Source organism: Streptomyces harbinensis (assembly GCF_900116145.1).
In the GTDB taxonomy this organism is placed as follows: domain Bacteria; phylum Actinomycetota; class Actinomycetes; order Streptomycetales; family Streptomycetaceae; genus Streptomyces; species Streptomyces carpaticus.
Window position 1 is genome coordinate 221842 of sequence record NZ_FPAB01000001.1, and the last position, 24399, is coordinate 246240.

The window sequence follows — 24399 nt, forward strand, 5'->3', positions numbered from 1 at the left end:
GTAGGAGCGGCCGGACACGCTGTGCACGTAAACAACCGCAAGTGGTGAGAAAGGCCCACCCATGAGCACAGCACCCCAACCACCCACCTCTGCCGAAAGGCTGGCAACAGCCGAACGTGTCCGCACGGCCGAGCAGGTGGTGAACGAGGTCCGTGAGGCGATGACGGCGGCCGGGGTGATCCTGCCGTCCCTGCGCATCGACCTCGCGTCCTGCTCCGGTGACGCGAAGCGTCCCCTCATCGAACTCGGCCGCTGCAACCTCGACATGGCGCGCAAGCTCGCTTCCGTCCTGCGGGGGTGCGCGCGGTGAGCGAGTCCGCGGGGCTGCTGCCCACCCGGCGCGGGAAGACGGTCACCGTGCGGCTGAAGCGGCGCGATCCGGACCGCCGGCCCCGGCTGTCCGAACTCCTCGCCCAGGCGAACGCCCTCAGCGCCGCGAACCGGCGCGGCAAGGGAGGTGCCGGAGCGTGACCCGCGCCGTGCTGCGCTTCATGCGCTGGACCAGCGAACCCGACCGCGAACCGGACGCCGCGCCCCTCACCCACCGGATGCGCTGCGATCTGTGCGGGGCCCGGTCGGACCGGACGGTGGTGTTCGGTGAGGCCCAGGACTGGCAGCTCGCCCACGCGGCCCGCAACCCGGACCACCTCACGTACACCGAAACCCTCACCCGCCCCTGGCGCGCCTGGATGAACGGCGCGGCCTGACGCGAAAGGCCCTCCGGAGTCCTCCGGAGGGCCTGTCCCCGTTGCCGAGCCGCCTGTCGGATTCGAACCGACGACCTACGCTTTACAAGAGCGGTGCTCTGGCCAGCTGAGCTAAGGCGGCAGGCCCCGAACATCAACTTCCGGGGCGCAGACAGCCTACAACGCTTCCCTTCCGCCCGGGCAGTACCCGGGCAGTGCCCACGCGCCGCCGTCCCGGTGCCCCGGGGCCCTTGCCCAGGCCGCTCGTAGCGACTGGGATGGCGGGATGGATCTCACTGCGCGGGTGTTCATCGACACCCTTCGGACGTTCCAGTCCGACGAGGAGCGGACGAAGATCAGCAAGTACTACAAGGGGGGTGGTGAGACCGAGGTCATCGGCGTCCGGATGAAGAACACCTTCGACACGGCCGCCCGGTTCGCCGGGATGCCGCTGGCCGAGGTGGAGGCGTTGCTCGACTCGCCGTACTACGAGGCGCGGATGGGGGCGGTGAGCATCCTCGACTTCAAGGCGCGCCGCAAGCGGATCACCGACGACGAGCGGCGCGCGCTGTACGACCTCTACATGGAACGGCACGACCGGATCGACAACTGGGATCTGGTCGACCGGGCGGCGCCCCGGGTGGTCGGCTGGTATCTGCTCGACAAGCCGCGCGCCCCGCTGTACGAACTCGCGCGCTCGGCCGACATCTGGGAGCGGCGCACGGCGATCACGGCGACGTTCTGGTTCATCCGGCAGGGAGACATCGACGACGCCCTGCACATCGCCGGGCTCCTGCTGGACGACGCGGAGGAGCTGATCCACAAGTCGGTGGGTACGGCGCTGCGCGAGGTCGGCAAGGTGGATCAGGAGCGGCTGGTCCGCTTTCTGCGCGAGCAGCCGGCCCTGCCCCGGGTCACGCTGCGGTACGCGACCGAGAAGCTGCCGCCGGAGCTGCGGGCGGAGTTGCTGGGCGCCGGGGACACGGCCCGGTCACCGGGGAAGGGCTGACCGTACGGTGGCGGGGCATGCGGTGCCGCACCGCATGCCCCGGAGCCGGACGGCCGGCCGGTTCACGCCTCGCCGGGTACCGCTCCCCCGCCGCCGAAGCGCGTCGTCTGGTCGTGGCGGGCGGCGTCCGCCGCCGTCGTGCCGGTGTCCCAGCGCCGGGGGCGGGAGCCGCGCAGCACTCGTTCGACCGGGGCCCAGCCGGCCGCCCGGGGGCGGTCCCAGCCGGGGGGCGGGGTCAGGGCCTCGATGGCGGCGGCGGTGTCGACGCGGACCCGGTCCCAGGCGTGGATGATCCGGCCCTCCCCGAGCGCGATGCCGACGTGGCCCCAGTTGCGGCGTGTGCCGAACAGTTCGCCGACGCTGTCGAAGAAGACGAAGGCGCCGCGCGGCGGCACTCCCTCGCGGGTGGCGGCCTCGTAGGCGGTGGCGGACTCGTGGGCGGTGTCGCCGCCGAAGAGTTCGAGGTGGTTGGCGCGTTCGTAGGCGTCCTCGGCGAAGGCGAGGCAGCGGGTGGCGTAGGCGGTGGAGCCGAGGTGGTGCTCGGCCCAGGCGATGGCGTTGTCGACGCGGGCGTCCTCCATCCGCCGATGGTGCGGGCGCGGCTCCGGGAGCGCCAGCGGTTTTCCCTGACCCGGCCGCCGGTGGCGCGGCTTCCGCCGTTCCGCTCCCCTCTGTGCGAACATGTGTTCGAGAGATCGAGCGTCACGGAGGAGCCCATGACTCAGCCCAGTTGCTATCTCCTGGAGTTCTCCGTCGGATCCGGCGGGGCCCGCAAGGGCGACATCTACGCCGCGGGCACCCTCGCCGACGTCCGGCGGGCGTTCGAGGAGGCGGACCACCTCGACCCGTACCTGCTGCTCTGGTACGGGGCCTGCCTGCGGCTGTGGGTGGCCCGGCACGGCACCGTCACCGGCGGGGTCGATCTGCGGCCGTACGTACGCTGCACCGACCCCGCCTACGACGCCACCGTCCGCCGGCTGCTGCTCGACCCGGACGGGACGAACGGCGACCTCCTCGACGACCTCGACGGGGCGCTGTCCGAACACGGCTGGGACATGCTCGCCGCGCTGCCGCTGCTGGACCGGGTGCTCGCCCTGCGCGACCGGGGCGGGCCGGCGGCGGAGGCCGAGGAGCGGCTGGCCGTGGCCGCCGCCGAGACCGGTGATCTGCCGCTGCCGGCCGGTGGACGGCCGGTGGCCGGGCTGTGGCTGGACTGGGCGGCGCTCGGCCGGCGGGCGCCGGCCCTGGAGGTGCCGCTGCTGACCGAGGGGCCGGTCAGCGTGGCGCTGGCGCGCGGCGTGCCCCGGGACCCGGACAGCTATCTGTGCGCCGGGGTGGCCGGCGAACTCGTCGCCGGGGCCAACCACCTGGAGTGAGCGGCGCGGCGCCCGGCACCCGGACGGACCTGCCGGGCGCGGCCCGCTCCCCGGGCCCGCCACGGCCACAAACGCCCAGGTCCGAGCGGTCGGGGGACGACGCGCACTTTTTCGCACAGGACTCGTGACAAACGTTGTCCCTTCGCGTTAGGTTCGCACTGCGTTCACAAGGACGGTGGACGTGGCGCCTTCCTACTCGGATCGTCCGGCACGTTCCTGCCGGTAGAAGGAGAGAACAGAACATGGCTTCGGTTACGTACGACAAGGCCACCCGCATCTATCCCGGCGGGGAGAAGCCCGCCGTCGACGCGCTCGACATCGAGATCGCGGACGGTGAGTTCCTGGTTCTCGTCGGCCCCTCCGGCTGCGGCAAGTCCACCTCGCTGCGCATGCTGGCCGGCCTGGAGGACGTCAACGGCGGCGCCATCCGCATCGGCGACCGCGACGTCACCCACCTGCCGCCCAAGGACCGGGACATCGCGATGGTGTTCCAGAACTACGCGCTGTACCCGCACATGACGGTCGCGCAGAACATGGGCTTCGCGCTCAAGATCGCCGGTGTCAACAAGACCGACATCCGCACCAAGGTCGAGGAAGCCGCCAAGATCCTCGACCTCACCGAGTACCTCGACCGCAAGCCGAAGGCGCTCTCCGGTGGTCAGCGCCAGCGTGTCGCCATGGGCCGCGCCATCGTGCGTGAGCCGCAGGTCTTCCTCATGGACGAGCCGCTGTCGAACCTGGACGCCAAGCTGCGCGTCCAGACCCGTACCCAGATCGCCTCGCTCCAGCGCCGCCTGGGCGTCACCACGGTGTACGTCACCCACGACCAGGTCGAGGCCCTGACCATGGGCGACCGGGTCGCGGTGCTGAAGGACGGGATCCTCCAGCAGGTCGACTCGCCGCGCAACATGTACGACAAGCCGGCCAACCTCTTCGTCGCGGGCTTCATCGGCTCCCCCGCCATGAACCTCGTCGAGGTGCCGATCACCGACGGCGGCGTGAAGTTCGGCAACAGCGTCGTCCCGGTCGAGCGCGCCGCGCTCGCCGAGGCGCAGAAGCAGGGCGACACCCGCGTGGTCGTCGGCTGCCGTCCCGAGCACTTCGACGTCGTGAACGGCAACGGCGGCGGCCTGGAGAAGGCCGACGCCGACAAGGAGGCCGGGCTGGCCGTCACCGTCAACGTCGTCGAGGAGCTGGGCGCCGACGGGTACGTGTACGGCACCGCCGAGGTCGGCGGCGAGACCAAGGACCTGGTCATCCGGGTCGGCGGCCGGGAGATCCCGGAGAAGGGCTCCAAGCTGCACGTGGTGCCCCGTCCGGGCGAGACCCACGTCTTCGCGGTCAGCAGCGGGGCGCGCCTCACCTGATACGTCCCCCTTTCGTGGCCGAGGGCCGCGCATTCCGTACCGGGTACGGGATGCGCGGCCCTCGCGCGTCAAGGGGCCATTCGAAAACAGCAAAACACGGTCACTCTTGAGAGTGACCAACTGCCATCAAACCGCTACTCCTCGCTACGATCGCAGGGCCCGTCCAATCCACCCGTCGTCTCGCGAGGAAGACACCACCAGTGAATCTGGCTGTTCGCCGCATCGGCAGAAGTCTCGCCATTGTCCTCCCCGTTGTCCTGGTGCTCTCCGGGACCATGGCCATCACCAAGGTGCCCTGGGCGTCCACCCCGTCCGAGGCGCTGCTGCTGCCGGCCTCCGCCGAGGCGGACACCACCGCCGCGGCCGAGGGGGCCGAGGAGACGGCCGCCCCGGCACCCGAGCAGGTCCTCCAGGACCACCTCGTCGCCACCCTGCGCAAGGAGGACCCGAGCGTCGCGCTCACCGCCCTCCAGGAGGCCGTGGACCGCGAACCGTCCTTCGCCGAGCACTGCATGGACATCGCGCGGGCGCTCGGCCGGGCCGCCGTGGAGAAGTACGGCAGCGCGGTGCGGGCCCAGCAGCACGCCCGCCCGGTCTGCGACACGTCCTTCGCGACGGGCGTCATGGAGCTGAGCCCGTCCTGGGGGTGACGCCGCGAGCCCGGGGAGCGGCCCGGGGCGCCGTCGGAGGGATCCCGTAGGCTGCGGAGCATGACTGTTGCCCCGCAGCCCACGCAGGCGGTGGTCCTGGCCGGCGGCCAGGGATCCCGGCTGCGGCCCTACACCGATGACCGGCCCAAGGCGATGGTGGAGATCCCCGGTACCGGGGTGCCGATCATCGGCCACCAGCTGCGCTGGCTCGCCGCCGAGGGCGTCACCGACGCCGTGATCTCCTGCGGCCATCTCGCCGAAGTGCTCCAGGAGTGGCTGGAGAAGGCCGAGCTGCCGCTGCGGGTGTCCACCGTCGTGGAGACCGAGCCGCTCGGCCGCGGCGGCGGGCTGAAGTACGCGGCGGCGGCGCTGCCCCGTCCCGACGAGGCGTGGTACGCCACGAACGGCGACATCTGGACCAGCTTCTCGCTGCGGGACATGGCCGCCTTCCACGCCGAGCGGGACGCCACCGCGACGCTGGCGCTGGCCAGGCCGCGCATCCCGTGGGGCGTGGTGGAGACCGACGAGTTCGGTCACGTCCTCGACTTCATCGAGGCCCCGCCGTCCCCGTACCTGGTCAACGCCGGCATCTACGTCTTCGCCCCCGAGTTCACGGCGCTGCTGCCGGACCGGGGCGACCACGAGCGCACCACCTTCCCCCGGCTCGCCAGGTCCCGCCGGCTGGCGGGCTTCGACCTGCCGCAGGGCACGTTCTGGCGGGCCATCGACACCGCCAAGGACCTCACCGAGGCCGCCCGCGAGCTGGACGCCCACCAGGCGCGCGGCTGACCGCGCCGCCGGCCGCGGGCGCCCCGCCCGGCACCGTGCCTACGGCTGCGCCGGGTACGCCGTCCGCAGCCAGTCCACCAGCAACGCCCCGACCTCCTCGGGGCGTTCCTGCTGCACCCAGTGGCCGGTGTCCGGCAGAAGATGCGAGGAGACCAGCCCCGGCAGCGTGGTGGGGAAGGCGTCGATGGCGGCCGACAGCCAGTCGGCGGACCCGTCCGCGGCGCCGCAGATGAACAGCGACGGCTGGGTGAGCGGCGCGCCGTTCCACGGCGCCAGATCCTCCCAGTCCCGGTCCATGGTGCGGTACCGGTTCAGCGCGCCCGCGAAGCCGGTGCGCTCGAACTCCCCGGCGTACACGTCGAGGTCGGCCTCGGTCAGCCAGGCGGGCGGCCCGTCGGAGGGGAAGCGGTCCGCCATCCGCGCCCCGGCCGGGACGAAGTACAGGGCCGGGTCGACGGCGGGGCCGCTCATGCCCGCGTAGCAGCCCGCCAGCCAGCCCCGTACGTCCGCCTCGATCTCCGCCTCGGCGCGGCCCGGCTGCTGGAAGTAGCGGACGTAGAACTCCTCCTCGCCGCCCATCGCGGCGAACACCTCGCTCGGGCGCGGCCCGCCCGGCGGCGTGTACGGCACGCTGAGCATGCCGACCGCCGTGAAGACGTCGGGCCGCAGCAGCGCCGCGTGCGCGGCGATCCCGGAGCCCCAGTCGTGGCCGATGACGGCGGCGGTGCGCTCGCCGAGCGCGGAGACCACGCCCACCGCGTCGCCGACGAGCGCGAGCATGCGGTACGCGTCCACGTCCGCCGGCTTGGAGGAACGGCCGTAGCCGCGCACGTCCACGGCCACCGCCCGGTAGCCGGCGGCGGCGATGACGGGCAGTTGGTGGCGCCAGGAGTACCAGGACTCGGGGAAGCCGTGCACCAGCAGCACGAGCGGGCCGCTGCCCTGCTCCACGCAGTGGATCCGGCCGCCCTGGACCGGCACGGTGCGGTGGACGGGGCCCGGCGGCTGTTGCGTCGGCTGTTCCGGCATGGTGGCTGCTCCCTCTGTGTCGTCCCTCTTCGGACCCGATCATCGTCCGGCGCGGCCCCGCCCGGGCCAAGACACCTTGCCGTTCCGGCAACACGCGCCCCGGCCCCGGTGCGGGTGGAGCGCGCACCGGGGCCGGGGGGGTCAGCGGGGGACGGTCAGCCGCCGCTGCCGATGACGCCGCCTAACCGAGCAGCCCTCCGATCGGATCCAGGCTGCTGCGATTGCCATCACCCCCCTCGTCGGCGGGGCCGCCGTCCGACTCCGCCGAGGGTTCACCGCCGTCGCCACCCGGGCTCGGAACCTGCTCGGGGGTGCTGCTCTGCGAGGGCGGCGCGGCCGGCGGGGCGGCCGGCGGCTGCGGCGCGGGCACGGTCTGCTCGCTGCGCGGCTGCTCCTCCTCCGCCGTCTCCTGCGGCTCCTCGGCACTCTCCTCCGGCGTCGCGGCATCCTCCCCGGCCGCACCGGCCGGGTCGTCCGCGCCGCCGACGCCCGCGCTCGGCTCGGTCTCGCCCGCGGTCTCCTCGCCCGCCTCCTCGGCCTCCTCCGCACTCTCCAGCGGCTGGCCGGGCAGGTGGTTGCGCGGCGGCTCGCCCGGCTCGGGCAGCCGGGCGATCTGCGAGGAGCGGACCGCGCCGCCCAGCACCGCGCCGATGAGCAGCGCCAGACCGATCAGCACGGTGGCCATGATCGCCCCGCGCCGCAGCACCCGGCGGCGCAGCTCGCTCAGCGGGGCGCGCGGGCCCAGGGTGCGCCACGCCTCGCCCGCCAGCCGCGCGTCCAGCGAGTACACCGGGGCGCCCGCGATGATCAGCGGGCTCCAGGCGGCGAGCAGGATCAGATCGGGGGTGTCGTAGACGGGGCCGCTGCGCCAGGCCACCGTGACCAGCAGCGCCAGCGACAGCGCGGCGCCGATGGCGGCGGCGCACCGCTGCCACAGGCCGAAGATGGTCAGCACGCCGACCACGATCTGGGTGAAGGCGACGGTGAGCCCGGCGGCCACCGGGTGGTTCAGCGCCCAGCTGTGCAGCGGGGCGGCCACGGCCCACGGCTCCAGCGAGGAGAGCCAGGTGACCATCGAGCCGCGTTCGCCGCCGTCGAAGTACACCGGGTCGGTGATCTTGCCCATGCCGGCCGAGATGGCGAGGAAGCCGAGCAGGAAGCGCAGCGGCAGCAGCACCACGCCCAGATCGAGCCGGCGGTCGGGCTTGTACGCCTGCCGGGCGTCCTGCGCGCGCCCGACGGTGACCGGCCTGCCGTCCGGCTGCCCGTCCCGGTCGCCGTCGTCCCCGGCGCCCGCGCCGAACGCGGGCGGCTCCTTGATCGGCGGCAGCAGCTGGGTCTCATCGGCGCCGCGGCGCGGCACCGGCACCGCGCCGAGGACCGAGGGGTCGAGCCGGGGCAGCACCTGGGTGGCCGGCCCGTCCGGCTCGGCGGCGATCGGGCGGGGCCGCTCCCGTACGGCGGTGGCGGTCGCGGTCGCCAGCAGCGAACTCATGCCCGCCGCACCGGCGGCGCCCGCTCCGGAGAGCACGACGGGGCGACGCCTGCCGGGGGGCGACGAGGTGGGTAGCTCCACCCGGAAGCTCGCGTGGTTCACGATGACTTGAGCGGGATCGCACGGCACCTTCACCGTGGAGAGCACCGACTGCTCGTCCTCGAAGAAACCGCGCGGCGTCCCCCCAGCGGGTGGGCGGTGTGTTCTGGTGTCCACACTCATCTAACCGAGTGACAGAGGTTTAAGACACTGCCTTGACCCGAGGAATGTGTCCGCGACCCGTCAAGTACCCGTCAAGTGACGGGGGATGGGCGCCGCCGCGCGCCTCAGCGCCGCGCGCGGGCCGCCTCGTACAGCACGATGCCCGCCGCCACACCGGCGTTCAGCGACTCCGCCTCACCCGGCATCGGGATCCGCACCCGCACATCGCACACCTCGCTGACCAGGCGCGACATGCCCTTGCCCTCGCTGCCGATGACGATCACCACCGGGCCGTCCAGCACATCGAGATCGCCGAGTTCGGCCTCGCCGTCGGCGGCGAGGCCGACGACCTGGAGCCCGGCCTTCTGGTACGCCTGGAGCGATCGGGTCAGGTTGGTGGCGCGGGCCACCGGCGTACGCGCCGCCGTACCGGCCGACGTCTTCCACGCCCCGGCGCTCATCCCGGCCGCGCGCCGCTCGGGCACCACCACGCCGTGCCCGCCGAACGCCGTCACCGACCGCACGACCGCACCCAGGTTGCGCGGGTCGGTCACCCCGTCCAGCGCCACGATCAGCGGCGTCTCGTGCGCGTCGTACGCGCCGGCCGGCAGGTCGTCCGGGTGCGCGTACTCGTAGCTCGGCACCTGGAGCACGATGCCCTGGTGGTTGAGCCCGTTCGTCATCCGGTCCAGCTCGGCGCGCGGCGCCTCCAGGAGGTGGATGCCGCCGCGCTCCATCGCCACCTTCACGGCGTCGGTGACCCGGTCGTCGCTGTCGATGAACTGCTGCACGTAGAGCGTGGTCGCGGGCACGCCCTCGCGCAGCGCCTCCAGCACCGGGTTGCGGCCCACCACCATCTCGGAGGCGGGACGGCGCCTGGCCTGCTGCGGCTTGTTGCCCTGCTTGCGGGCCTTGAGCGCGGCGGCCCGCTGCTTGGCGTGCCCCTTGCGCATCTCGGCGGGCGGGGTCGGGCCCTTGCCCTTCAGCGCGCGGCGGCGCTGGCCGCCGCTGCCGACCTGGGCGCCCTTCTTGTTGGACGTGCGGCGGTTGGGATTGCCTGCCATGGGTTACGTTCCTCGATACTTCCGTTGTGGGCGGTCGGGGGGCCGGGCGCGCTCAGCCCAGCTCCCACCGGGGCCCGTTGGGGGTGTCCTCGATGACCAGCCCGGCGGCGGTCAGCTCGTCACGGATGGCGTCCGCCGTGCCGTAGTCCTTGCGTTCGCGGGCCGCCGTACGCTGCGCGAGCACCAGCCGCACCAGCGCGTCGACGGTGCCGGTCAGCTCCTCGCCCCGGTCGCCGCCGCCGTGCCAGCCGGCGTCCAGCGGATCCATGCCCAGCACTCCCAGCATCGCACGGACCTGCCCGGCCAGCGAAGCGACCGACTCCTTGTCGCCCTCGGCCAGCGCCGCGTTCCCCTGCCGCACCGTGGTGTGCACGGCGGCCATGGCCTGCGGGACGCCCAGGTCCTCGTCCATCGCGGTGGCGAAGTCCTCGGGCACGGCGGCGGCCGGGGTGATCTCCCCGATCCGCTCGGCGGCCCGGTGCAGGAAGCCCTCGATACGCGAGAAGGCGGCGTCCGCCTCCGCCAGCGCGGCCTCGCTGTACTCGATGGTGGAGCGGTAGTGCGGGGTGCCCAGGTAGTAGCGCAGCACGATGGGCCGCCAGCGGGTGATCATGTCCGCCACCAGCACCGAGTTGCCGAGCGACTTGCTCATCTTCTCGCCGCTCATGGTCACCCAGGCGTTGTGCACCCAGTACGCGGCGAAGGCGTCGCCGTACGCCCGGGACTGGGCGATCTCGTTCTCGTGGTGCGGGAAGACCAGGTCGATGCCGCCGCCGTGGATGTCGAAGGCGGAGCCGAGGTACTTGTGCACCATGGCCGAGCACTCCAGGTGCCAGCCGGGCCGGCCCCGGCCCCACGGGGTGTCCCAGCTGGGCTCGCCCGGCTTGGCGGCCTTCCACATGGCGAAGTCGCGCGGGTCGCGCTTGCCCGTCTCGCCCTCGCCGGAGGGCTGGAGCAACTGGTCCAGGTCCTGGTTGGAGAGGCCGAGGTAGCCGGGGAAGCTGCGCACGTCGAAGTAGACGTTGCCGTCCGCCGCGTAGGCGTGGCCCTTGCCGATCAGCACCCGCATCATCTCGGTCATCTCCGGGATGTGGCCGGTGGCGCGCGGCTCGTAGGTGGGCGGCAGGCAGCCGAGCGCGTCGTAGGCGTTGTTGAACGCCCGCTCGTTGGCGTAGCCGATCGCCCACCAGGGCACACCGGACTCGGCGCTCTTGGCGATGATCTTGTCGTCGATGTCCGTCACATTGCGGACGAAGGTGACGTCGTAGCCCCGGTAGCCGAACCAGCGGCGCATGATGTCGAAGTTGAGGCCGGAGCGGATGTGACCGATGTGCGGTGCGGCCTGCACGGTGGCGCCACACAGGTAGATCGAGACGCACCCGGGGACGAGCGGGGTGAAATCACGGATCTGCCGGGCGTCGGTGTCGTACAGGCGAAGAGTCACGCGTCCAGAGTAGTAGGCGCACGGCTCGCCCCGCGCCGGTCGGCGCGGGGCGAGGGGGATCGTTACGCGTACGGGTGGCGGGGATCGTTACGCGTGCGGGTGGCCCGGGGGGCGGCTCACACCCGGCCGACGACCTTGCGGGCGGTGACCCGCACGACCACCCGCTCGGCGTCCTCGCCGGCGGCGGGGTTGAACTCGGCGTACGGCTTGCCCGTGTACTTCACGGAGAGCTGGTCGATCAGCTCCTGGCCGCCCTCGGTGGTGAGGGTGGCGGTGCCGCGGATCTCGGCGTACGTGTAGGGGTTGTCGAACGGCTGGACCTGCACGGTGACCCGGGGGTCGCGGCGCAGGTTCTTCTCCTTCTGCCGGCCGACGGTGGTGGAGATGAGTACGTCGTCACCGTCCCGGGCGACCCAGACCGGGGACAGCTGGGGGCTGCCGTCGGGCTGGATGGTGGCGATGGTGACGAAGACCGGGCCGTCGAGGATGTCCTTGAGCTGGTCGGAGAGTTCCGCTGCCACGTTGGCTCCTTTGCCTGGTACGGGAGTTGCTCGGCGGGACAGGAAACGCCGCGCGGCGTCCACCGTAGTCCCGGTCCGGCCCGGTGGGGCGGATCAGCGGGCGAAAAGCAGCGCCGTGGCGATCGCGGCCAGGCCCTCGCCGCGTCCGGTGAGGCCGAGCCCGTCGGTGGTGGTGCCGGAGACGGAGACCGGGGCGCCGGCCGCCTCGGACAGCGCCCGCTGGGCCTCGTCCCGGCGGGTGCCGATCTTGGGGCGCACGCCGATGACCTGGACGGCCACGTTGCCGATGGTGAAGCCCTCGGCGCGCACGATGCGGGCCGCCTCACCCAGCAGCCGCACCCCGGAGGCGCCGGCCCACTCGGGGCGGCCGGTGCCGAAGTGGGCGCCGAGGTCGCCGACGCCGGCGGCGGAGAACAGCGCGTCGCAGGCGGCGTGCGCGGCGACGTCACCGTCGGAGTCGCCGGCGAGCCCGGCTCCGGCGCCGGGCCAGTGGAGTCCGGCGCACCACAGTTCGCGGCCCTCCTCGAAGGGGTGCACATCGGTGCCGATGCCGGTCCTGGGGAGGCCGGGGAAGCCGGGGAAGGGGTCAGTAGCCATCGGTGATCCTTCTGCGGGCGAGCACGGCCTCGGCGAGGACGAGATCGAGCGGGCGGGTGACCTTGAACGCCTCTTCGTGTCCGGGGACGAGCACCACGGGCAGTCCGAGGCGTTCAACCATCCCGGCGTCGTCGGTCGCGCCCTCTTCCCCGCCCAGCCCGGCCAGCCGCCGGTGGGCGTCCAGCAGGGCGTCGGGGGCGAAGCCCTGCGGGGTCTGGACGGCGCGCAGCAGCGCGCGGTCGGGGGTGCCGGTGACGGGCACGGGCTCCCCCTCGCGGGCCGGGGCGGCGATCTGCTTGATGGTGTCGGTGACGGGCAGCGCCGGGACGACGGCGGGCGCGCCGTCGCGGACGGCGGCGGCCACCGCCTCGGTGGTGTCGACCGGGACGAGCGGGCGGGCGGCGTCGTGGACGAGCACCACATCGGCGTCGGCGGGCAGGGCGGCCAGGCCCAGGCGCACCGATTCCTGGCGGGTGGTGCCGCCGGGGACGACATGGAGGGCGACGGGGCGCGGAAGCGGATGCTCGTCGAGCAGGGCGCGTACGCCCTCGGCGCCATCGGGCGGGGCCACCACGATCACCGTGGCGACGGAGCGGGCGGCGGCCATGGCGCGGACGGCGTGGACGAGGATCGGTACCCCGTTCAGCAGCCGCAGGGCCTTGGGAATCCCGGGCCCGAGCCGCACGCCGCGGCCCGCGGCGGGGATGATGACGGCGGTGTGCGGGGCGGCGGGGACGGGGGCGATGTCTGACATTGGCACCGTGAGAGGTTTGTTTCCAGGGCGGGAGTGGGTATGGCCACAGCGTGCCGGGCTTCACCCGATCGGACCCTTCCGTGACACCGGTCGAGCCAACCGCCGCCCGGCACACCGCTTGGGGAACGACGCGCACGCACGAGGCGCGGGCGCACCGGTGCCGTACATGCCGCAGCGCCCGTTCGGCACGTGTCATGCCTTCGGGCGCTGGGGCAAGCCGGCCCTGGTGCTCGGTCGTCCGGAGATCTGCGATGTCCCGCGATGTCCGGGGGCGGAGGTCCGAGAGTCAGGGGGTACGGACCGGGGTGACGGTCAGGACGCGAGGACCTCGTCGAGGAGGCTTTCGGCCTTGTCCTCGTTGGTGCTCTCGGCGAGTGCCAGTTCGCTGACGAGAATCTGCCGGGCCTTGGCCAGCATGCGCTTCTCACCTGCGGAGAGGCCGCGCTCGCGCTCACGGCGCCACAGGTCGCGGACGACCTCGGCGACCTTGATGACGTCACCGGAGGCGAGCTTCTCCAGATTCGCCTTGTAGCGGCGGGACCAGTTGGTGGGCTCTTCGGCGTACGGCGCGCGCAGCACCTCGAAGACCCGGTCCAGACCTTCCTGCCCCACGACATCGCGCACACCGACGAGTTCGGCATTGTCGGCCGGTACGCGTACTTCGAGGTCGCCCTGGGCGACCTTCAGAACCAAGTAGAGCTTGTCCTCGCCTTTAATCTGGCGAGTTTCGATAGCCTCGATCAACGCGGCCCCGTGATGGGGATAGACCACGGTGTCGCCAACCTTGAACGTCATGTGACAGGTACCCCTTCCGTGGCTTTCCAGGGTAACACGGCCCGGCACCCTTCTGAATGACGTTTTCGCAGGTCAGGCCATATCTCGGGGGTTGACAAGCGCGCCACCGGCATGCTGCGGGAGGTGCGCTGGGGCGGGTATCCGCAGGTGGGAGCGGTGTTTCGCGCCCCTTGAACAATGCCGTCCGATACGGAAAGAACTTCGCGAAGGACAGGAAAGGTGTCCGTTTTGTCACAGTTGGAAGAATGCGTTCGGGCACAGTCTCGCAGCTCGAAGAATTGATCAGCACATTCTCCCGTAACACTCCCGTGATCCCCCTTCACATTCATACCTGGATCATGACCGGATTCACTCCGGCGGCCGGTCGCGGCCGGCGGGCGGGGCGGGTGCGGGCCCCGCGAGGGCGGTCGGTAGGCTTGGGGCGCTGATTTCGATCATCCGGACCGGACGACCAGGCCGGTCCGCCGAAGCTCGTCCGAGGAGATGCCGCCGCCGTGAGCAGCAGCCTTCGACGCGGCGCCGTCGCCGCCGTCTTCGCGTTTTCGACCGCCGTTGCGCTCAGCGCCTGTGGGGCGGGCCTCGAAGCCGAGACCCAGCAGATCAAGCCCGACAACGCGTCCGCGCACGTCGACGACATCAAGGTCCAGAACGTCAACGTGATCCTCCCCGACGGCCCCGAAGGTCCGGCCGGAGTGAGCGCGCGGGTGTTCAACGAGGGCACGCAGCCGCAGGTGCTGGAGTCCATCACCCTGCCCGGCTCCGACGTGGTGGTCGAGCTGACCCCGGCCGAGGGCGAGAGCGAGGTCGTGGTGCCGGCGCGCGGCTCGGTGGCGCTGGGCGGCGAGGGCAACGCCTCCGCCTTCATCGCCGACCCGGCCGCCGCGCAGATCGCCCTCGGCAACGCGCAGGAGATCGTCTTCCTGCTCAGCGACACCGGCGCCATCGAGCTGGCCGCCACCGTGGTGCCCGCCGAGGCCAACTGGGCCTACTACGCCGACTGGGGCCCGACCCCGCCCGCCCTGCCGGCGGACGAGGAGCCCGGCTCGGAGGCCGACGCGGACGCGGACCAGCAGGACGGCGAGCAGGCGGACGGCGAGCAGAGCGACGACGCCGCCAACGGTGCCGGCGCCCCCGAGGGCGAGGACGGCTCCGCCGCGGACGAGGAGTCCGGCAGCGAGGACCAGGCCGCCGGCGACAGCGTCGAGAACGACGAGAACACCACCGGGGTCACCGCCCCGTAACCGGCACGCGAGCAGCACGCACGGCGGCGGGGCGCCCCCTCGGGAGCGCCCCGCCGCCGTATGCGCGATCCCCCGGGGATCAGGGCTCGAACTTGTAGCCGAGCCCGCGGACCGTCACCAGATAGCGCGGGGCCCCCGGGTCGGGCTCGATCTTCGCCCGCAGCCGCTTGACGTGCACGTCCAGGGTCTTGGTGTCCCCGACGTAGTCGGCGCCCCACACCCGGTCGATCAGCTGCATCCGGGTGAGGACGCGGCCGGCGTTGCGCAGCAGCATCGCCAGCAGGTCGAACTCCTTCAGCGGAAGATCCACCTTCCGGCCGTCGACGGTCACCACATGGCGGTCGACGTCCATCCGGACCGGACCGGCCTCCAGGGCGGCCGGGCTCTCCTCCTCCGACTCGCCGCGCCGGCGCAGCACCGCGCGGATGCGCGCCACCAGCTCGCGGGACGAGAACGGCTTGGTGACGTAGTCGTCGGCCCCTATCTCCAGGCCGACGACCTTGTCGATCTCGCTGTCCTTGGCGGTCACCATGATCACCGGGACATTGGACCGGCCGCGCAGCTGGCGGCAGACCTCGGTGCCGGGCAGCCCCGGCAGCATGAGGTCGAGCAGGACCAGGTCGGCGCCGTTGCGCTCGAACTCATCCAGCCCATCGGGGCCCGTGGCCGCGGTGGCGACCTCGAAGCCTTCCTTGCGGAGCATGTACGACAGAGCGTCGCTGAACGACTCCTCGTCCTCTACGACGAGCACTCGGGTCACGGGAGTGCCTCCCGGGCAGGATCGTTGGTGCGGGTGGCTGCCGGCTCCTCCCCCGCCGCGGGGGCGGGGAACTCTGCCGGTTTGTGCAGGGTGCCGGACAGGCCCCGGCTGCCCTCGCGGGCGGCCGTGCGGGCCTGGAGGCGCTCTTGTGCGCTGCCGGGTTCCGGCAGCCGCAGGGTGAAGGTGGAGCCCTGTCCTTCGGCGCTCCACACCAGGACCTCCCCGCCGTGCGAGGCGGCCACGTGTTTGACGATCGAGAGCCCCAGGCCCGTACCACCGGTGGCACGGGAGCGGGCGGGGTCCACCCGGTAGAAGCGTTCGAAGATGCGCTCCTTGTCGCTGTCGGGGATGCCGATGCCCTGGTCGGTCACGGAGATCTCGATCAGATCGCCCTGCCGGGAGGTGGTGCGGGCACCGGCGATGGCGACCCGGGTGTGCGGCGGGCTGTAGTTGACGGCGTTCTCGACGAGGTTGCCGAGCGCGGCGGCCAGCTTGCCACGGTTGCCCCAGACGGCCAGCCCGGCGGTGCCGCCGGAGGCCATGGTGATCCGCTTGGTGCCGGCCTGCTGGCGGCAGCGGTCCATGGCCTCGGTGACCAGTTCGTCCACCGGGACCAGCTCGGCGTGGGTGAGCGGGTCGTCGTCCTGCACCCGGGAGAGGTCGATCAGCTCCTGGACGAGGTTGGTGAGGCGGGTGGCCTCGTTCTGCATCCGGCCGGCGAAGCGGGTGACGGCCTCGGGGTCGTCGGCGGCGTCCCGTACCGCCTCGGAGAGCAGCGAGAGCGCCCCGGCCGGGGTCTTCAGCTCGTGGCTGACGTTGGCGACGAAGTCACGCCGGACCGCCTCGATGCGGCGGGCCTCGGTGAGGTCCTCCACCAGCAGCAGCACCAGGCGGGAGCCCAGCGGCGCGGAGCGGGCGGAGACGGCGAGCACGTCGGGGCGGCCCAGGTTCTTGCCGGGCCGCTGCGGGACCTCCAGCTCGACCTGGCGGATCTCGCCGTCGCGGCGGGTCTGCCGGGCCATGGCGAGCATCGGTTCGACGGCGAGCCGGCCGCCGCGCACCAGGCCGAGGGCGTACGCCGCCGAGCTGGCCTTGAGGACGGCGTCCGACTCGTCGATGACGACGGCGGAGGAGCGCAGCACGGAGAGCACCGTGTCCACGCCGGGTGGCAGGGCAGGGATCTCGGGGGCCGGGTGGGCGCCGCGCGGTGGGCGCGTACGCTCGCGCTCACTGATGCGGAAGGCCAGCATGGCGACCACGCCGGTACTGAGCCCGGCGATCGCGGCCACTGCGGCCACCGCCGCGTTCACGTCCATATCCTCAGGTTATGCGGGGCTTGACCGTGGACCACAGGGATGGATGAAGATGCTCGTCGGCAGTCCCGCGAGTGTTCACCTTCCCGACAGTCACGGTTCACTCTGCGGGGTCGGACCGGCCGTCTTGCGGGCGGAGTGTGGCACGGGAGACAGCAGGCAACGGCCGCGCCGGCGGCCGTCCACGTAACAACCGAGGCTCGGGCGATCGTCCGGGGGAGGACTACCGTCATGCGTGACGCTTATCACGAGGAACTGGACGCGATCAGCGACACGCTGGTCGAGATGGCACGGCTGGTGGGCTCCGCCATGGGGCGGGCCACCACCGCGATGCTGGACGCGGATCTGAAGCTCGCCGAGAGCGTGATCGACGCGGACGACCGCATCGACGAGATGCAGCGCGACCTGGAGAACGGCGCCATCGCGCTGCTCGCGCGGCAGCAGCCGGTGGCCACGGATCTGCGGATCGTGGTGACCTCGCTGCGGATGAGCGCCGACCTGGAGCGCTGCGGCGACCTGGCCGAGCACGTGGCGAAGGTGGCCAGGCTGCGGTTCCCGGACTCGGCGGTGCCGCGCGATCTGACGGCGACCATTCTGGAGATGGGGCAGCTGGCGCAGCGGCTGATGGCCAAGGCGACCGAGGTGCTGCTCACCAAGGACGTCGAGCTGGCGATGCAGCTGGAGCAGGACGACGACGAGATGGACACCCTGCACCGCACCCTCTTCCGTCATCTGATGGACGACCGGTGGCAGCACGGGGTGGAGACGGCGGTGGACGTGACGCTGCTGGGCCGCTACTACGAGCGGTTCGCCGATCACGCGGTGTCGATCGCGCGGCGGGTGGTGTACCTGGTGACGGGTGAGCACGCGGACGAGTTCGCGCCGGAGCCGGAGCCCGAGGCGACCTGACGGGGCGCGCCCGCCGTGGTGGGGCGCTCGCGGTTGCGCCCCCCTGCGCCCCGTTGACGGCCGGGTGGCGGCGGGTTTCCCATGGAGGGGCACCGGTGTGTGTGGAAGGAATCCCTGCTGCCCAGGAGGCACTCCATGGCGAACCGTCCCGCGACCGCATCGACCGCCGCCGCTTGTTCGTGCGGCTCTGGCTGCTCCTGCGGCTGCCAGAACGGCGGCTCCTGCCAGTGCGGCGGCTGCTGACGGCCGTACCGGCCGGCACAGAGCCCCAGCACAGCGTTTTCTGACCCCGGCGCGGGCCCGGCTTTCCAGCGGGTTCCGCGCCGGGGTCATGCCGGTCCGCGACCGGTCCCGGGGGGTGGGGCCAGCGGTGGCGCGGCGCTCAGGCCACGGGCCAGGGCAGCTTGGCGACGAGTTCGAAGGCTCCGCCGGTGGTGCCGTGCTGAAGGGTGCCGCCGTCCAGGACGACGCGTTCCTCCAGGCCGGCCAGACCAGCACCGGCACCGGGGATGTGCGCGCCCGCCTTGCTGACCGGCAGCGGATTGCGGATGCGTACGGTCAGCCCCTGCCCGGGGGCGCCCACCAGGGAGACGGTGATCGGCGCGCCGGGGGCGTGCTTGCGGGCGTTGGTCAGCCCTTCCTGGACGACCCGGTAGACGGTGCGCTGCACCTGGTCGCGCAGCCCTTCTGCGGCGCCCTCGGCGTACTTCCGGTCGAGCGTGACCCGCTGCCCGGCCCGTACCGCCTCGGCGACCAGGTCGCCGATCTCGGCGATCCGGGGCTGCGGCCGGCCGCCGCCCTCGGTGAGCGCGCCCGCCTCGGTGCCGCGCAGCACGGTCAGCACCTCGCGCAGTTCCTCCAGCGCCTGGTGCGCGTTGTCCCGGATGACCTGGGCGCTCTCGCTGACCTCGGTCTCGGTGAGCGGCTTGGCGGTGCCGCCGGCGGAGCGGCCGGTGCGGTACGCGAGGGCCCCGGCGTGCACGGAGAGCAGCGAGATGCGGTGGGCCAGGACGTCGTGCATCTCGCGGGCGATGGCCTCGCGCTCGGCGCGGCGGGCGTCGGCGAGCCGGCGGGCGTGCTCGGCGCGCTCCCGGCCGGCGTCCTGGCGCAGCCGCTGGACGAGCTGGCGGCGGGCGCGGGTGGCGGTGCCCCAGGCGTAGAAGATGAACAGGTAGCCGATGACGAAGACGACGTCGCCCCAGCCGGCCTGCTCGTCGGGGAGGCTGATCCAGATGAAGTAGGGGATCGCCAGCACCGTGTAGAGGACGATGACGGCGAGGGCGCGCCGGGTGGGCAGCCGCAGCGCCATGCTGAGGATGACGGCGCCGAGCGCGCCGAAGGCGCTGGCGGAGAGGGCGCCGACCGGGGCCATGAAGAGCGCGAGGGCGAACGGGTGGCGGCGGCGGAACCACAGGGCGAAGCAGCTGATCAGGCCGAGCGGTGGGTCGATGGCCAGCAGCCAGTGGGGCACGTGGCTCATCTCCGGCAGCAGCACGAAGACCATCAGCAGCCACATGAGGAGCGACCAGCCGAAGACGGTGAGGTCCACGGCCCAGTCGCGCGGGGTGCGGCGCGGGCGCCGGGCGGTGCCGCCGGGGGCGGCGTCCGCCGGGTCGGTCAGCAGATCGCCGGGGAGCAGCCAGCGTTGCGGCCGGGTGAACCGGCCGCTGACGCCGGCCGCTGTCTCGGTCATGTCATCGAGCGTAGGCGACCGGCGGCGGAAGCCACCGGACATCCGTACACCTGTGCTACTTCTTGCCCTGGTTCTTCACGGCCTCGATGGCGGCGCGCGCGGCCTCCGGGTCGAGGTAGCGGCCACCGGGGGTGAGCGGGCGGTAGTCGGCGTCCAGCTCGTACAGCAGCGGGATGCCGGTGGGGATGTTCAGGCCCACGATGTCGGCGTCGGAGATGGCGTCCAGGTGCTTGACCAGGGCGCGCAGGCTGTTGCCGTGCGCGGTGACCAGCACGGTGCGGCCGGCGGCCAGGTCCGGGACGATGCCGTCGTACCAGTACGGCAGCATCCGCTCGACGACGTCCTTCAGGCACTCGGTGTCCGGGCGCACGTCGGAGGGGATGTGGGCGTAGCGCGGGTCGTCGGCCTGCGACCACTCGGCGCCGGCGGCCAGCGGCGGGGGCGGGGTGTCGTACGAGCGGCGCCACTGCGTGAACTGCTCCTCGCCGAACTCGGCGAGGGTGGCGGCCTTGTCCTTGCCCTGGAGCGCGCCGTAGTGCCGCTCGTTCAGCCGCCAGGAGCGGGCGACCGGGATCCACACCCGGTCGGCGGCGTCCAGGGCGAGGTTGGCGGTGCGGATGGCGCGCTTGAGGAGGGAGGTGTGCAGGACGTCGGGGAGCAGCCCGGCCTCCTTCAGCAGTTCGCCGCCGCGGACGGCCTCCTGCTCCCCCTTGTCCGTGAGGTTGACGTCCACCCAGCCGGTGAACAGGTTCTTCGCGTTCCAGTCGCTCTCGCCGTGGCGGAGCAGGATGAGCTTGTACGGTGCGTCGGCCATGTCCCGAAGCGTAGACGGCCGCGGGGAGGGGACCGCCTGTGGGGTGATCTGCTTCCGCCCCATATTGGTGCAAAGTGGAGGAATGACGGCATTCTCCCGGGTCAGGAACGCGGCGCGCGACGGCGGACGGCTCGCGTCACTGCGGTCGGCGCTCGGCGTCCGCAGCTTCGTCGGGCAGATGTTCGTACTGCAAGTGGTGACGGTCCTGCTGCTGGTGACCGCCGCCGCCGTCACCATCTACATCCAGATGGACCGCAACCAGCACGCCGCCGCCTTCAACCGCACCCTCGCCGTCGCCACCACGTTCGCCAACTCCCCCGGCCTCGTGGACGCCATGCGCTCCCCCGACCCCACCGCCGTCCTCCAGCCCCGCACCGAGGCCGTCCGCAAGGCACTCGACGCCGGCGCCGTCGTCGTCGTCAACACCGCCGGCATCCGCTACACCCACACCGACCCCTCCCTCATCGGCGAACACTTCGTCGGCGACGTCCAGCCCGCCCTCGCCGGCGAGATCGTCCAGGAATCCCTCGACGCCCCGCTGGGCCCGGCCGTACAGAGCATCGTCCCCGTCCGCGACGCCAGCGGCGCCGTCATCGGCGCCGTCGCCTGCGGCATCCAGGTCGAGACCATCACCGTGAACTTCTCCGCCCGGGTCCCGCTGCTGGCCGGCGCGCTCGGCGCCGTCCTGCTCACCCTGGCCGGCACCGCGTTCATCACCCGGCGGCTCCTCAAGCAGACCCGGGGCCTGGGACCGTCCGAGATCACCCGGCTGTACGAGAACCACGACGCCGTCCTGCGCTCCGTCCGCGAAGGCGTCGTCATCCTCGACGGCGACCAGCGGCTGCTGCTCGCCAACGAGGAGGCGCGCCGGCTGCTGGAACTGCCCGAGGACGCCCAGGGCCGCCCCCTCGCCGACCTCGGCCTCGCCCCCGCCACCACCGAACTGCTGGCCTCCGCCCGCGAGGCCACCGACGAGGTGCACCGCTTCGGCGGCCGGCTGCTCGCCGTCAACCACCGCCCCATGGACCTGCACGGCGGCCCGCCCGGCTCCGTCACCACCCTGCGGGACTCCACCGAACTGAGCGTCGTCGCCGGACGGGCCGAGGCCGCCCAGCGGCGGCTGCGGCTGCTGTACGAGGCCAGCGTGCGGATCGGCACCACCCTGGAGGTGGTGCGCACCGCCGAGGAACTCACCGAGGTCGGAGTGCCGGAGTTCGCCGACTACATCACCGTCGACCTCGTCGACGAGGTGGTGCACGGCGCCGAACCGGTCGCCAGCGGCACCGGCATGTACCGCGCCGCCACCCGGGGCGTACGCGAGGACCACCCGCTGTACGTCACCGGCGGCGGCGTCACCCTCGACACCACCGCCGAGGACGTGCGCGGACTGCTGCTCGGACACGCCCGCGCCGAACACGACCTGCCCGGCACCACCTGGTGGCGCGCCGCCGACCCCGACCACGCCAGGGAACTGATCGACTACGGCTTCCACACGCTGATCTCCGCCCCGCTGCACGCCCGCGGCGTGGTCCTCGGCGTGGTCAACTTCTGGCGCGCGGGCGCCTCCCCCGCCTTCTCCGACGAGGACCTGTCCCTCGCCGAGGAACTGGCCGCCCGCACCGCCGTCTGCGTCGACAACGCCCGCCGCTACGCGCGCGAACACACCATGGCCGTCACCCTCCAGCGCAGCCTGCTGCCCAGCGCGCTCCCCCCGCAGAACGCCCTGGAGGCCGCCTCCCGCTACCTGCCCGCCCAGGCCGGAGTGGGCGGCGACTGGTTCGACGTCATCCCGGTGTCCGGCACCCGGGTCGCGCTGGTCGTCGGCGACGTCGTCGGGCACGGACTGCACGCGGCGGCCACCATGGGCCGGCTGCGCACCGCCGTGCACAACTTCTCCGCGCTCGACCTCACCCCCGACGAACTGCTGGGCCGCCTCGACGAACTGGCCACCCGCATCGACGAGGACGAGGCCGCCGAGTACGGAGCGGGCGCCATCACCGGGGCCACCTGCCTGTACGCCGTCTACGACCCGGTCGACGGCACGTGCGCGCTGGCCCGGGCCGGCCACCTGCCGCCCGCGCTCGTCCTGCCGGACGGCACCGTACGCTTCGCCGACCTGCCGGCCGCGCCACCGCTCGGGGTGGGCGGGGTGCCGTTCGAGACGACGACGCTCGACCTCCCGGAGGGCAGCCGGCTCGTGCTGTACACCGACGGCCTGGTGGAGACCCGCACCCGCGACATCGACGGCGGCCTCGAACGCCTGCGGGCCGCGCTCGCCGCCGCCGGCCCCGGCCCGGAAGAGACCTGCGACACCGTCCTGGACCGGCTCCTCCCCGACCGCCCGGCCGACGACGTGGCGCTGCTCGTGGCCAGGACCCGCACCCTGCCCGCCGACCAGGTCGCGAGCTGGGACGTACCCGCCAACCCCACGGCCGTGGCCCCGCTGCGGGCGGCGGTCAGCCGGCAACTGGCGGACTGGGGCCTGGACGAGACGGCGTTCATCACCGAACTGATCCTCAGCGAACTGATCACCAACGCCATCCGGCACGGCTCCGCCCCCATCCGGGTCCGGCTCCTGCGCGACCGCGCGCTGATCTGCGAGGTGTCGGACAGCAGCAGCACCTCACCGCACCTGCGCAACGCCACCGACACGGACGAGGGCGGCCGGGGCCTGTTCCTGGTCTCCCAGTACGCGGACCGCTGGGGCACCCGGTACACCCCCGAGGGGAAGGTCATCTGGGCGGAACAGCGGCTGCCGGAGAACGACTGAGACGCGCCCGGCGGACGGACGGCACCGGCCGGGCCCGCGAGCCGGGCGGGACCCGCCGGACACCCTTTAGGCTCACGGTATGGAGAAGCAGGGCACGCAGGAGGCGGCGGGCACGGTCCGGGTGGACGTGTGGATCTGGTCGGTACGCCTGGCCAAGACCCGCTCCACGGCCGCCGCCGCGTGCAAGGCGGGCCACGTACGGATCAACGGCGACCGCGCGAAACCGGCACAGCCGGTGAAGCCGGGCGACGAGGTCCGCATCCGGCAGGAGGGCCGGGAACGCATCGTGAAGGTCACCCGCCTCATCCGCAAACGCGTCGGCGCCCCGGTGGCCGTGGAGTGCTACACCGACCACAGCCCCCCGCCCCCACCCCGCGAGGCGGTGGCCCCGGCCGGCATCCGCGACCGCGGCACGGGCCGCCCGACGAAACGCGACCGCCGGGAGATGGACCGCCTGCGCGGCCAGCGCGGCTGAGACGGGGCAGGGCGGGACCTCTCACGCCCAGGAGTCGGCCGCCGCCCTGAGCAGCCGGCGCGCGTCCTCGCCGTAGTGCGCGTCGGCGGCCAGCGTGTCGAACACTTTGCGGTGGAGAGCCACATCCTCCGGCCGGTCCAGCCGCATCTCCCCGCCGTAGAGCTCGATGAAGACCTGACCGTCCAGGATGGAGAATCCGTGCGAGAGCAGCACCTGCTGCTCCTCCCGCTGGGGCACGATGCCCAGGGTGAGCGCGGGCAGCGCGGTCGCCGGGACCAGCCGCTCGATCTGGGCCCGCATCACGGGAGCCGGGGCAATGCCATGCTGCAAGGCCCCGGCGAAGAGCAGCAGATGCCACCGCTTGCCGCCCGGCTCCTGGAGAATCCGCTGCCGGTCCATGCGCGCGGCCACCGCGTCATCGACATCGCCGGGCCCCTCCGAGAGCTGCGCGCACCGCGTCAGAACGGCCCGCGCGTAGTCGGGCGTCTGCAACAGGCCGTGCACGGTGCTCAGCTGGAAGGACCGCGTGGTCCCGGTCGCCGCCTCGATCTCCTTCCAGGACCGCTGCAACGCCGCGTATCCGTCGCCCAGCTGGCTGGGCCAATCGACATAACGACCGGTCGCCTGCGCCGGAGTCCCCATGGCAT

The 24399-nt window shown here is 72.7% G+C and carries 26 protein-coding genes and 1 tRNA gene; 12 read left to right on the forward strand and 15 right to left on the reverse strand.

From position 1 onward, the window contains the following. Positions 1-61: 61 nt before the first annotated feature. From BM385_RS01070 to BM385_RS01075, 3 genes are read left to right on the forward strand one after another with little or no spacing between them, the layout of a single operon-like run. Positions 62-310, forward strand: a complete 249-nt coding sequence (locus BM385_RS01070) for a hypothetical protein (protein ID WP_093841890.1) — start codon at positions 62-64, stop codon at positions 308-310. Further along, on the forward strand, positions 307-471 hold the full coding sequence (locus BM385_RS26955; RefSeq protein ID WP_019431759.1) for a hypothetical protein: 165 nt from the start codon (positions 307-309) through the stop codon (positions 469-471). Before BM385_RS01070 ends, BM385_RS26955 begins: the two co-directional genes overlap by 4 nt. Beyond that, positions 468-707, forward strand: a complete 240-nt coding sequence (locus BM385_RS01075) for a DUF7848 domain-containing protein (RefSeq protein WP_019431760.1) — start codon at positions 468-470, stop codon at positions 705-707. The genes BM385_RS26955 and BM385_RS01075 overlap by 4 nt, the downstream gene beginning before the upstream one ends. Before the next feature lie 47 nt (positions 708-754). Here the strand turns inward: BM385_RS01075 and BM385_RS01080 are convergent. Further along, positions 755-828: transfer RNA gene (locus BM385_RS01080), tRNA-Thr, on the reverse strand. A 144-nt stretch (positions 829-972) separates the two neighbouring features. Between BM385_RS01080 and BM385_RS01085 the strand changes: the two genes are divergently transcribed. Then, complete coding sequence (locus tag BM385_RS01085; protein ID WP_019431761.1) at positions 973-1695, forward strand: DNA alkylation repair protein; 723 nt, start codon at positions 973-975, stop codon at positions 1693-1695. Positions 1696-1757: 62 nt separating this feature from the next. Here BM385_RS01085 and BM385_RS01090 read toward each other — a convergent pair whose 3' ends face one another. Then, complete coding sequence (locus BM385_RS01090) at positions 1758-2276, reverse strand: NlpC/P60 family protein (protein WP_093841891.1); 519 nt, start codon at positions 2274-2276, stop codon at positions 1758-1760. A 135-nt stretch (positions 2277-2411) separates the two neighbouring features. On the opposite strand from BM385_RS01090, the gene BM385_RS01095 reads away from it, so the two are divergent. The 4 genes from BM385_RS01095 to BM385_RS01110 all read left to right on the forward strand — a co-directional run bounded on the left by BM385_RS01095 (position 2412) and on the right by BM385_RS01110 (position 5877). Beyond that, positions 2412-3071 (forward strand): hypothetical protein, encoded by a 660-nt coding sequence (locus BM385_RS01095; protein ID WP_019431763.1) that lies wholly within the window; start codon positions 2412-2414, stop codon positions 3069-3071. A gap of 242 nt (positions 3072-3313) precedes the next feature. Next, positions 3314-4438 (forward strand): ABC transporter ATP-binding protein, encoded by a 1125-nt coding sequence (locus BM385_RS01100; RefSeq protein WP_019431764.1) that lies wholly within the window; start codon positions 3314-3316, stop codon positions 4436-4438. 200 nt (positions 4439-4638) lie between these two features. After that, positions 4639-5088: a hypothetical protein gene (locus tag BM385_RS01105; protein ID WP_026047085.1), complete on the forward strand. Its 450-nt coding sequence runs from the start codon at positions 4639-4641 to the stop codon at positions 5086-5088. 60 nt (positions 5089-5148) lie between these two features. Further along, the gene (locus tag BM385_RS01110) at positions 5149-5877 is read left to right on the forward strand and encodes a nucleotidyltransferase family protein (RefSeq protein WP_026047086.1); all 729 of its coding nucleotides are present in this window, start codon (positions 5149-5151) and stop codon (positions 5875-5877) included. Positions 5878-5916: 39 nt separating this feature from the next. Here BM385_RS01110 and BM385_RS01115 read toward each other — a convergent pair whose 3' ends face one another. The 8 genes from BM385_RS01115 to BM385_RS01150 all read right to left on the reverse strand — a co-directional run bounded on the left by BM385_RS01115 (position 5917) and on the right by BM385_RS01150 (position 13777). Beyond that, positions 5917-6906, reverse strand: coding sequence for an alpha/beta fold hydrolase (locus BM385_RS01115; RefSeq protein ID WP_093841892.1), 990 nt, complete (start codon positions 6904-6906; stop codon positions 5917-5919). A gap of 181 nt (positions 6907-7087) precedes the next feature. After that, a complete protein-coding gene (locus BM385_RS01120) occupies positions 7088-8623 on the reverse strand; it encodes a DoxX family protein (RefSeq protein ID WP_093841893.1) in 1536 nt (511 codons plus the stop codon). A gap of 104 nt (positions 8624-8727) precedes the next feature. Further along, positions 8728-9666: a 23S rRNA (guanosine(2251)-2'-O)-methyltransferase RlmB gene (gene rlmB / locus BM385_RS01125; RefSeq protein WP_093841894.1), complete on the reverse strand. Its 939-nt coding sequence runs from the start codon at positions 9664-9666 to the stop codon at positions 8728-8730. A gap of 52 nt (positions 9667-9718) precedes the next feature. Continuing rightward, a complete protein-coding gene (gene cysS, locus BM385_RS01130) occupies positions 9719-11110 on the reverse strand; it encodes a cysteine--tRNA ligase (RefSeq protein WP_019431770.1) in 1392 nt (463 codons plus the stop codon). A 116-nt stretch (positions 11111-11226) separates the two neighbouring features. Beyond that, positions 11227-11631: a PPOX class F420-dependent oxidoreductase gene (locus tag BM385_RS01135; protein ID WP_019431771.1), complete on the reverse strand. Its 405-nt coding sequence runs from the start codon at positions 11629-11631 to the stop codon at positions 11227-11229. 93 nt (positions 11632-11724) lie between these two features. Beyond that, entirely contained in the window at positions 11725-12228 is a 504-nt protein-coding gene (ispF, locus tag BM385_RS01140; protein ID WP_019431772.1) for a 2-C-methyl-D-erythritol 2,4-cyclodiphosphate synthase, read from the reverse strand. Further along, positions 12218-12982, reverse strand: coding sequence for a 2-C-methyl-D-erythritol 4-phosphate cytidylyltransferase (gene ispD / locus BM385_RS01145; protein ID WP_093841895.1), 765 nt, complete (start codon positions 12980-12982; stop codon positions 12218-12220). Before ispD ends, ispF begins: the two co-directional genes overlap by 11 nt. A gap of 312 nt (positions 12983-13294) precedes the next feature. After that, positions 13295-13777: a CarD family transcriptional regulator gene (locus BM385_RS01150; RefSeq protein WP_026047088.1), complete on the reverse strand. Its 483-nt coding sequence runs from the start codon at positions 13775-13777 to the stop codon at positions 13295-13297. Positions 13778-14271: 494 nt separating this feature from the next. Here BM385_RS01150 and BM385_RS01155 point away from each other — a divergent pair, with 494 nt between their 5' ends. After that, entirely contained in the window at positions 14272-15018 is a 747-nt protein-coding gene (locus BM385_RS01155) for a DUF461 domain-containing protein (RefSeq protein ID WP_175542890.1), read from the forward strand. A gap of 79 nt (positions 15019-15097) precedes the next feature. Here the strand turns inward: BM385_RS01155 and phoP are convergent, their stop codons facing one another. Together phoP and phoR are read right to left on the reverse strand one after the other, a co-directional pair. Continuing rightward, a complete protein-coding gene (gene phoP, locus BM385_RS01160; RefSeq protein WP_019431776.1) occupies positions 15098-15769 on the reverse strand; it encodes a two-component system response regulator PhoP in 672 nt (223 codons plus the stop codon). Positions 15770-15774: 5 nt separating this feature from the next. Further along, positions 15775-17094 (reverse strand): two-component system sensor histidine kinase PhoR, encoded by a 1320-nt coding sequence (gene phoR, locus BM385_RS01165; RefSeq protein WP_019431777.1) that lies wholly within the window; start codon positions 17092-17094, stop codon positions 15775-15777. Positions 17095-17322: 228 nt separating this feature from the next. On the opposite strand from phoR, the gene phoU reads away from it, so the two are divergent. Beyond that, positions 17323-18000, forward strand: coding sequence for a phosphate signaling complex protein PhoU (phoU, locus tag BM385_RS01170; RefSeq protein WP_019431778.1), 678 nt, complete (start codon positions 17323-17325; stop codon positions 17998-18000). A gap of 382 nt (positions 18001-18382) precedes the next feature. Here the strand turns inward: phoU and BM385_RS01175 are convergent, their stop codons facing one another. Both BM385_RS01175 and BM385_RS01180 read right to left on the reverse strand, forming a co-directional pair. Then, positions 18383-19693 carry a sensor histidine kinase gene (locus BM385_RS01175; protein ID WP_019431779.1) on the reverse strand — a complete coding sequence of 437 codons (1311 nt, stop codon included), beginning with the start codon at positions 19691-19693 and terminating at the stop codon, positions 18383-18385. A 55-nt stretch (positions 19694-19748) separates the two neighbouring features. Next, positions 19749-20507, reverse strand: coding sequence for a phosphoglyceromutase (locus BM385_RS01180; RefSeq protein WP_019431780.1), 759 nt, complete (start codon positions 20505-20507; stop codon positions 19749-19751). Between the two features lie 82 nt (positions 20508-20589). Between BM385_RS01180 and BM385_RS01185 the strand changes: the two genes are divergently transcribed. Together BM385_RS01185 and BM385_RS01190 are read left to right on the forward strand one after the other, a co-directional pair. Continuing rightward, complete coding sequence (locus tag BM385_RS01185; protein ID WP_019431781.1) at positions 20590-23277, forward strand: SpoIIE family protein phosphatase; 2688 nt, start codon at positions 20590-20592, stop codon at positions 23275-23277. 79 nt (positions 23278-23356) lie between these two features. Next, on the forward strand, positions 23357-23752 hold the full coding sequence (locus BM385_RS01190; RefSeq protein ID WP_093841896.1) for an RNA-binding S4 domain-containing protein: 396 nt from the start codon (positions 23357-23359) through the stop codon (positions 23750-23752). A 21-nt stretch (positions 23753-23773) separates the two neighbouring features. Here the strand turns inward: BM385_RS01190 and BM385_RS01195 are convergent, their stop codons facing one another. After that, positions 23774-24394: a DUF5753 domain-containing protein gene (locus BM385_RS01195; RefSeq protein WP_093841897.1), complete on the reverse strand. Its 621-nt coding sequence runs from the start codon at positions 24392-24394 to the stop codon at positions 23774-23776. Positions 24395-24399 lie beyond the last annotated feature (5 nt).

What these genes read in the sequence shown, in the direction of transcription:
- ispF (WP_019431772.1), bottom strand. Translation starts at nt 12,228, where the DNA reads ATGGCTACTGACCCCTTCCCCGGCTTCCCCGGCCTCCCCAGGACCGGC.
- BM385_RS01195 (WP_093841897.1), bottom strand. Translation starts at nt 24,394, where the DNA reads ATGGGGACTCCGGCGCAGGCGACCGGTCGTTATGTCGATTGGCCCAGC.
- BM385_RS01095 (WP_019431763.1), top strand. Translation starts at nt 2,412, where the DNA reads ATGACTCAGCCCAGTTGCTATCTCCTGGAGTTCTCCGTCGGATCCGGC.
- ispD (WP_093841895.1), bottom strand. Translation starts at nt 12,982, where the DNA reads ATGTCAGACATCGCCCCCGTCCCCGCCGCCCCGCACACCGCCGTCATC.
- BM385_RS01110 (WP_026047086.1), top strand. Translation starts at nt 5,149, where the DNA reads ATGACTGTTGCCCCGCAGCCCACGCAGGCGGTGGTCCTGGCCGGCGGC.
- phoR (WP_019431777.1), bottom strand. Translation starts at nt 17,094, where the DNA reads ATGGACGTGAACGCGGCGGTGGCCGCAGTGGCCGCGATCGCCGGGCTC.
- BM385_RS01120 (WP_093841893.1), bottom strand. Translation starts at nt 8,623, where the DNA reads ATGAGTGTGGACACCAGAACACACCGCCCACCCGCTGGGGGGACGCCG.
- BM385_RS01100 (WP_019431764.1), top strand. Translation starts at nt 3,314, where the DNA reads ATGGCTTCGGTTACGTACGACAAGGCCACCCGCATCTATCCCGGCGGG.
- BM385_RS01190 (WP_093841896.1), top strand. Translation starts at nt 23,357, where the DNA reads ATGGAGAAGCAGGGCACGCAGGAGGCGGCGGGCACGGTCCGGGTGGAC.
- BM385_RS01185 (WP_019431781.1), top strand. Translation starts at nt 20,590, where the DNA reads ATGACGGCATTCTCCCGGGTCAGGAACGCGGCGCGCGACGGCGGACGG.
- BM385_RS01180 (WP_019431780.1), bottom strand. Translation starts at nt 20,507, where the DNA reads ATGGCCGACGCACCGTACAAGCTCATCCTGCTCCGCCACGGCGAGAGC.
- BM385_RS01175 (WP_019431779.1), bottom strand. Translation starts at nt 19,693, where the DNA reads ATGACCGAGACAGCGGCCGGCGTCAGCGGCCGGTTCACCCGGCCGCAA.
- phoU (WP_019431778.1), top strand. Translation starts at nt 17,323, where the DNA reads ATGCGTGACGCTTATCACGAGGAACTGGACGCGATCAGCGACACGCTG.
- BM385_RS01115 (WP_093841892.1), bottom strand. Translation starts at nt 6,906, where the DNA reads ATGCCGGAACAGCCGACGCAACAGCCGCCGGGCCCCGTCCACCGCACC.
- BM385_RS01090 (WP_093841891.1), bottom strand. Translation starts at nt 2,276, where the DNA reads ATGGAGGACGCCCGCGTCGACAACGCCATCGCCTGGGCCGAGCACCAC.
- BM385_RS01150 (WP_026047088.1), bottom strand. Translation starts at nt 13,777, where the DNA reads ATGACGTTCAAGGTTGGCGACACCGTGGTCTATCCCCATCACGGGGCC.
- rlmB (WP_093841894.1), bottom strand. Translation starts at nt 9,666, where the DNA reads ATGGCAGGCAATCCCAACCGCCGCACGTCCAACAAGAAGGGCGCCCAG.
- BM385_RS01085 (WP_019431761.1), top strand. Translation starts at nt 973, where the DNA reads ATGGATCTCACTGCGCGGGTGTTCATCGACACCCTTCGGACGTTCCAG.
- BM385_RS01070 (WP_093841890.1), top strand. Translation starts at nt 62, where the DNA reads ATGAGCACAGCACCCCAACCACCCACCTCTGCCGAAAGGCTGGCAACA.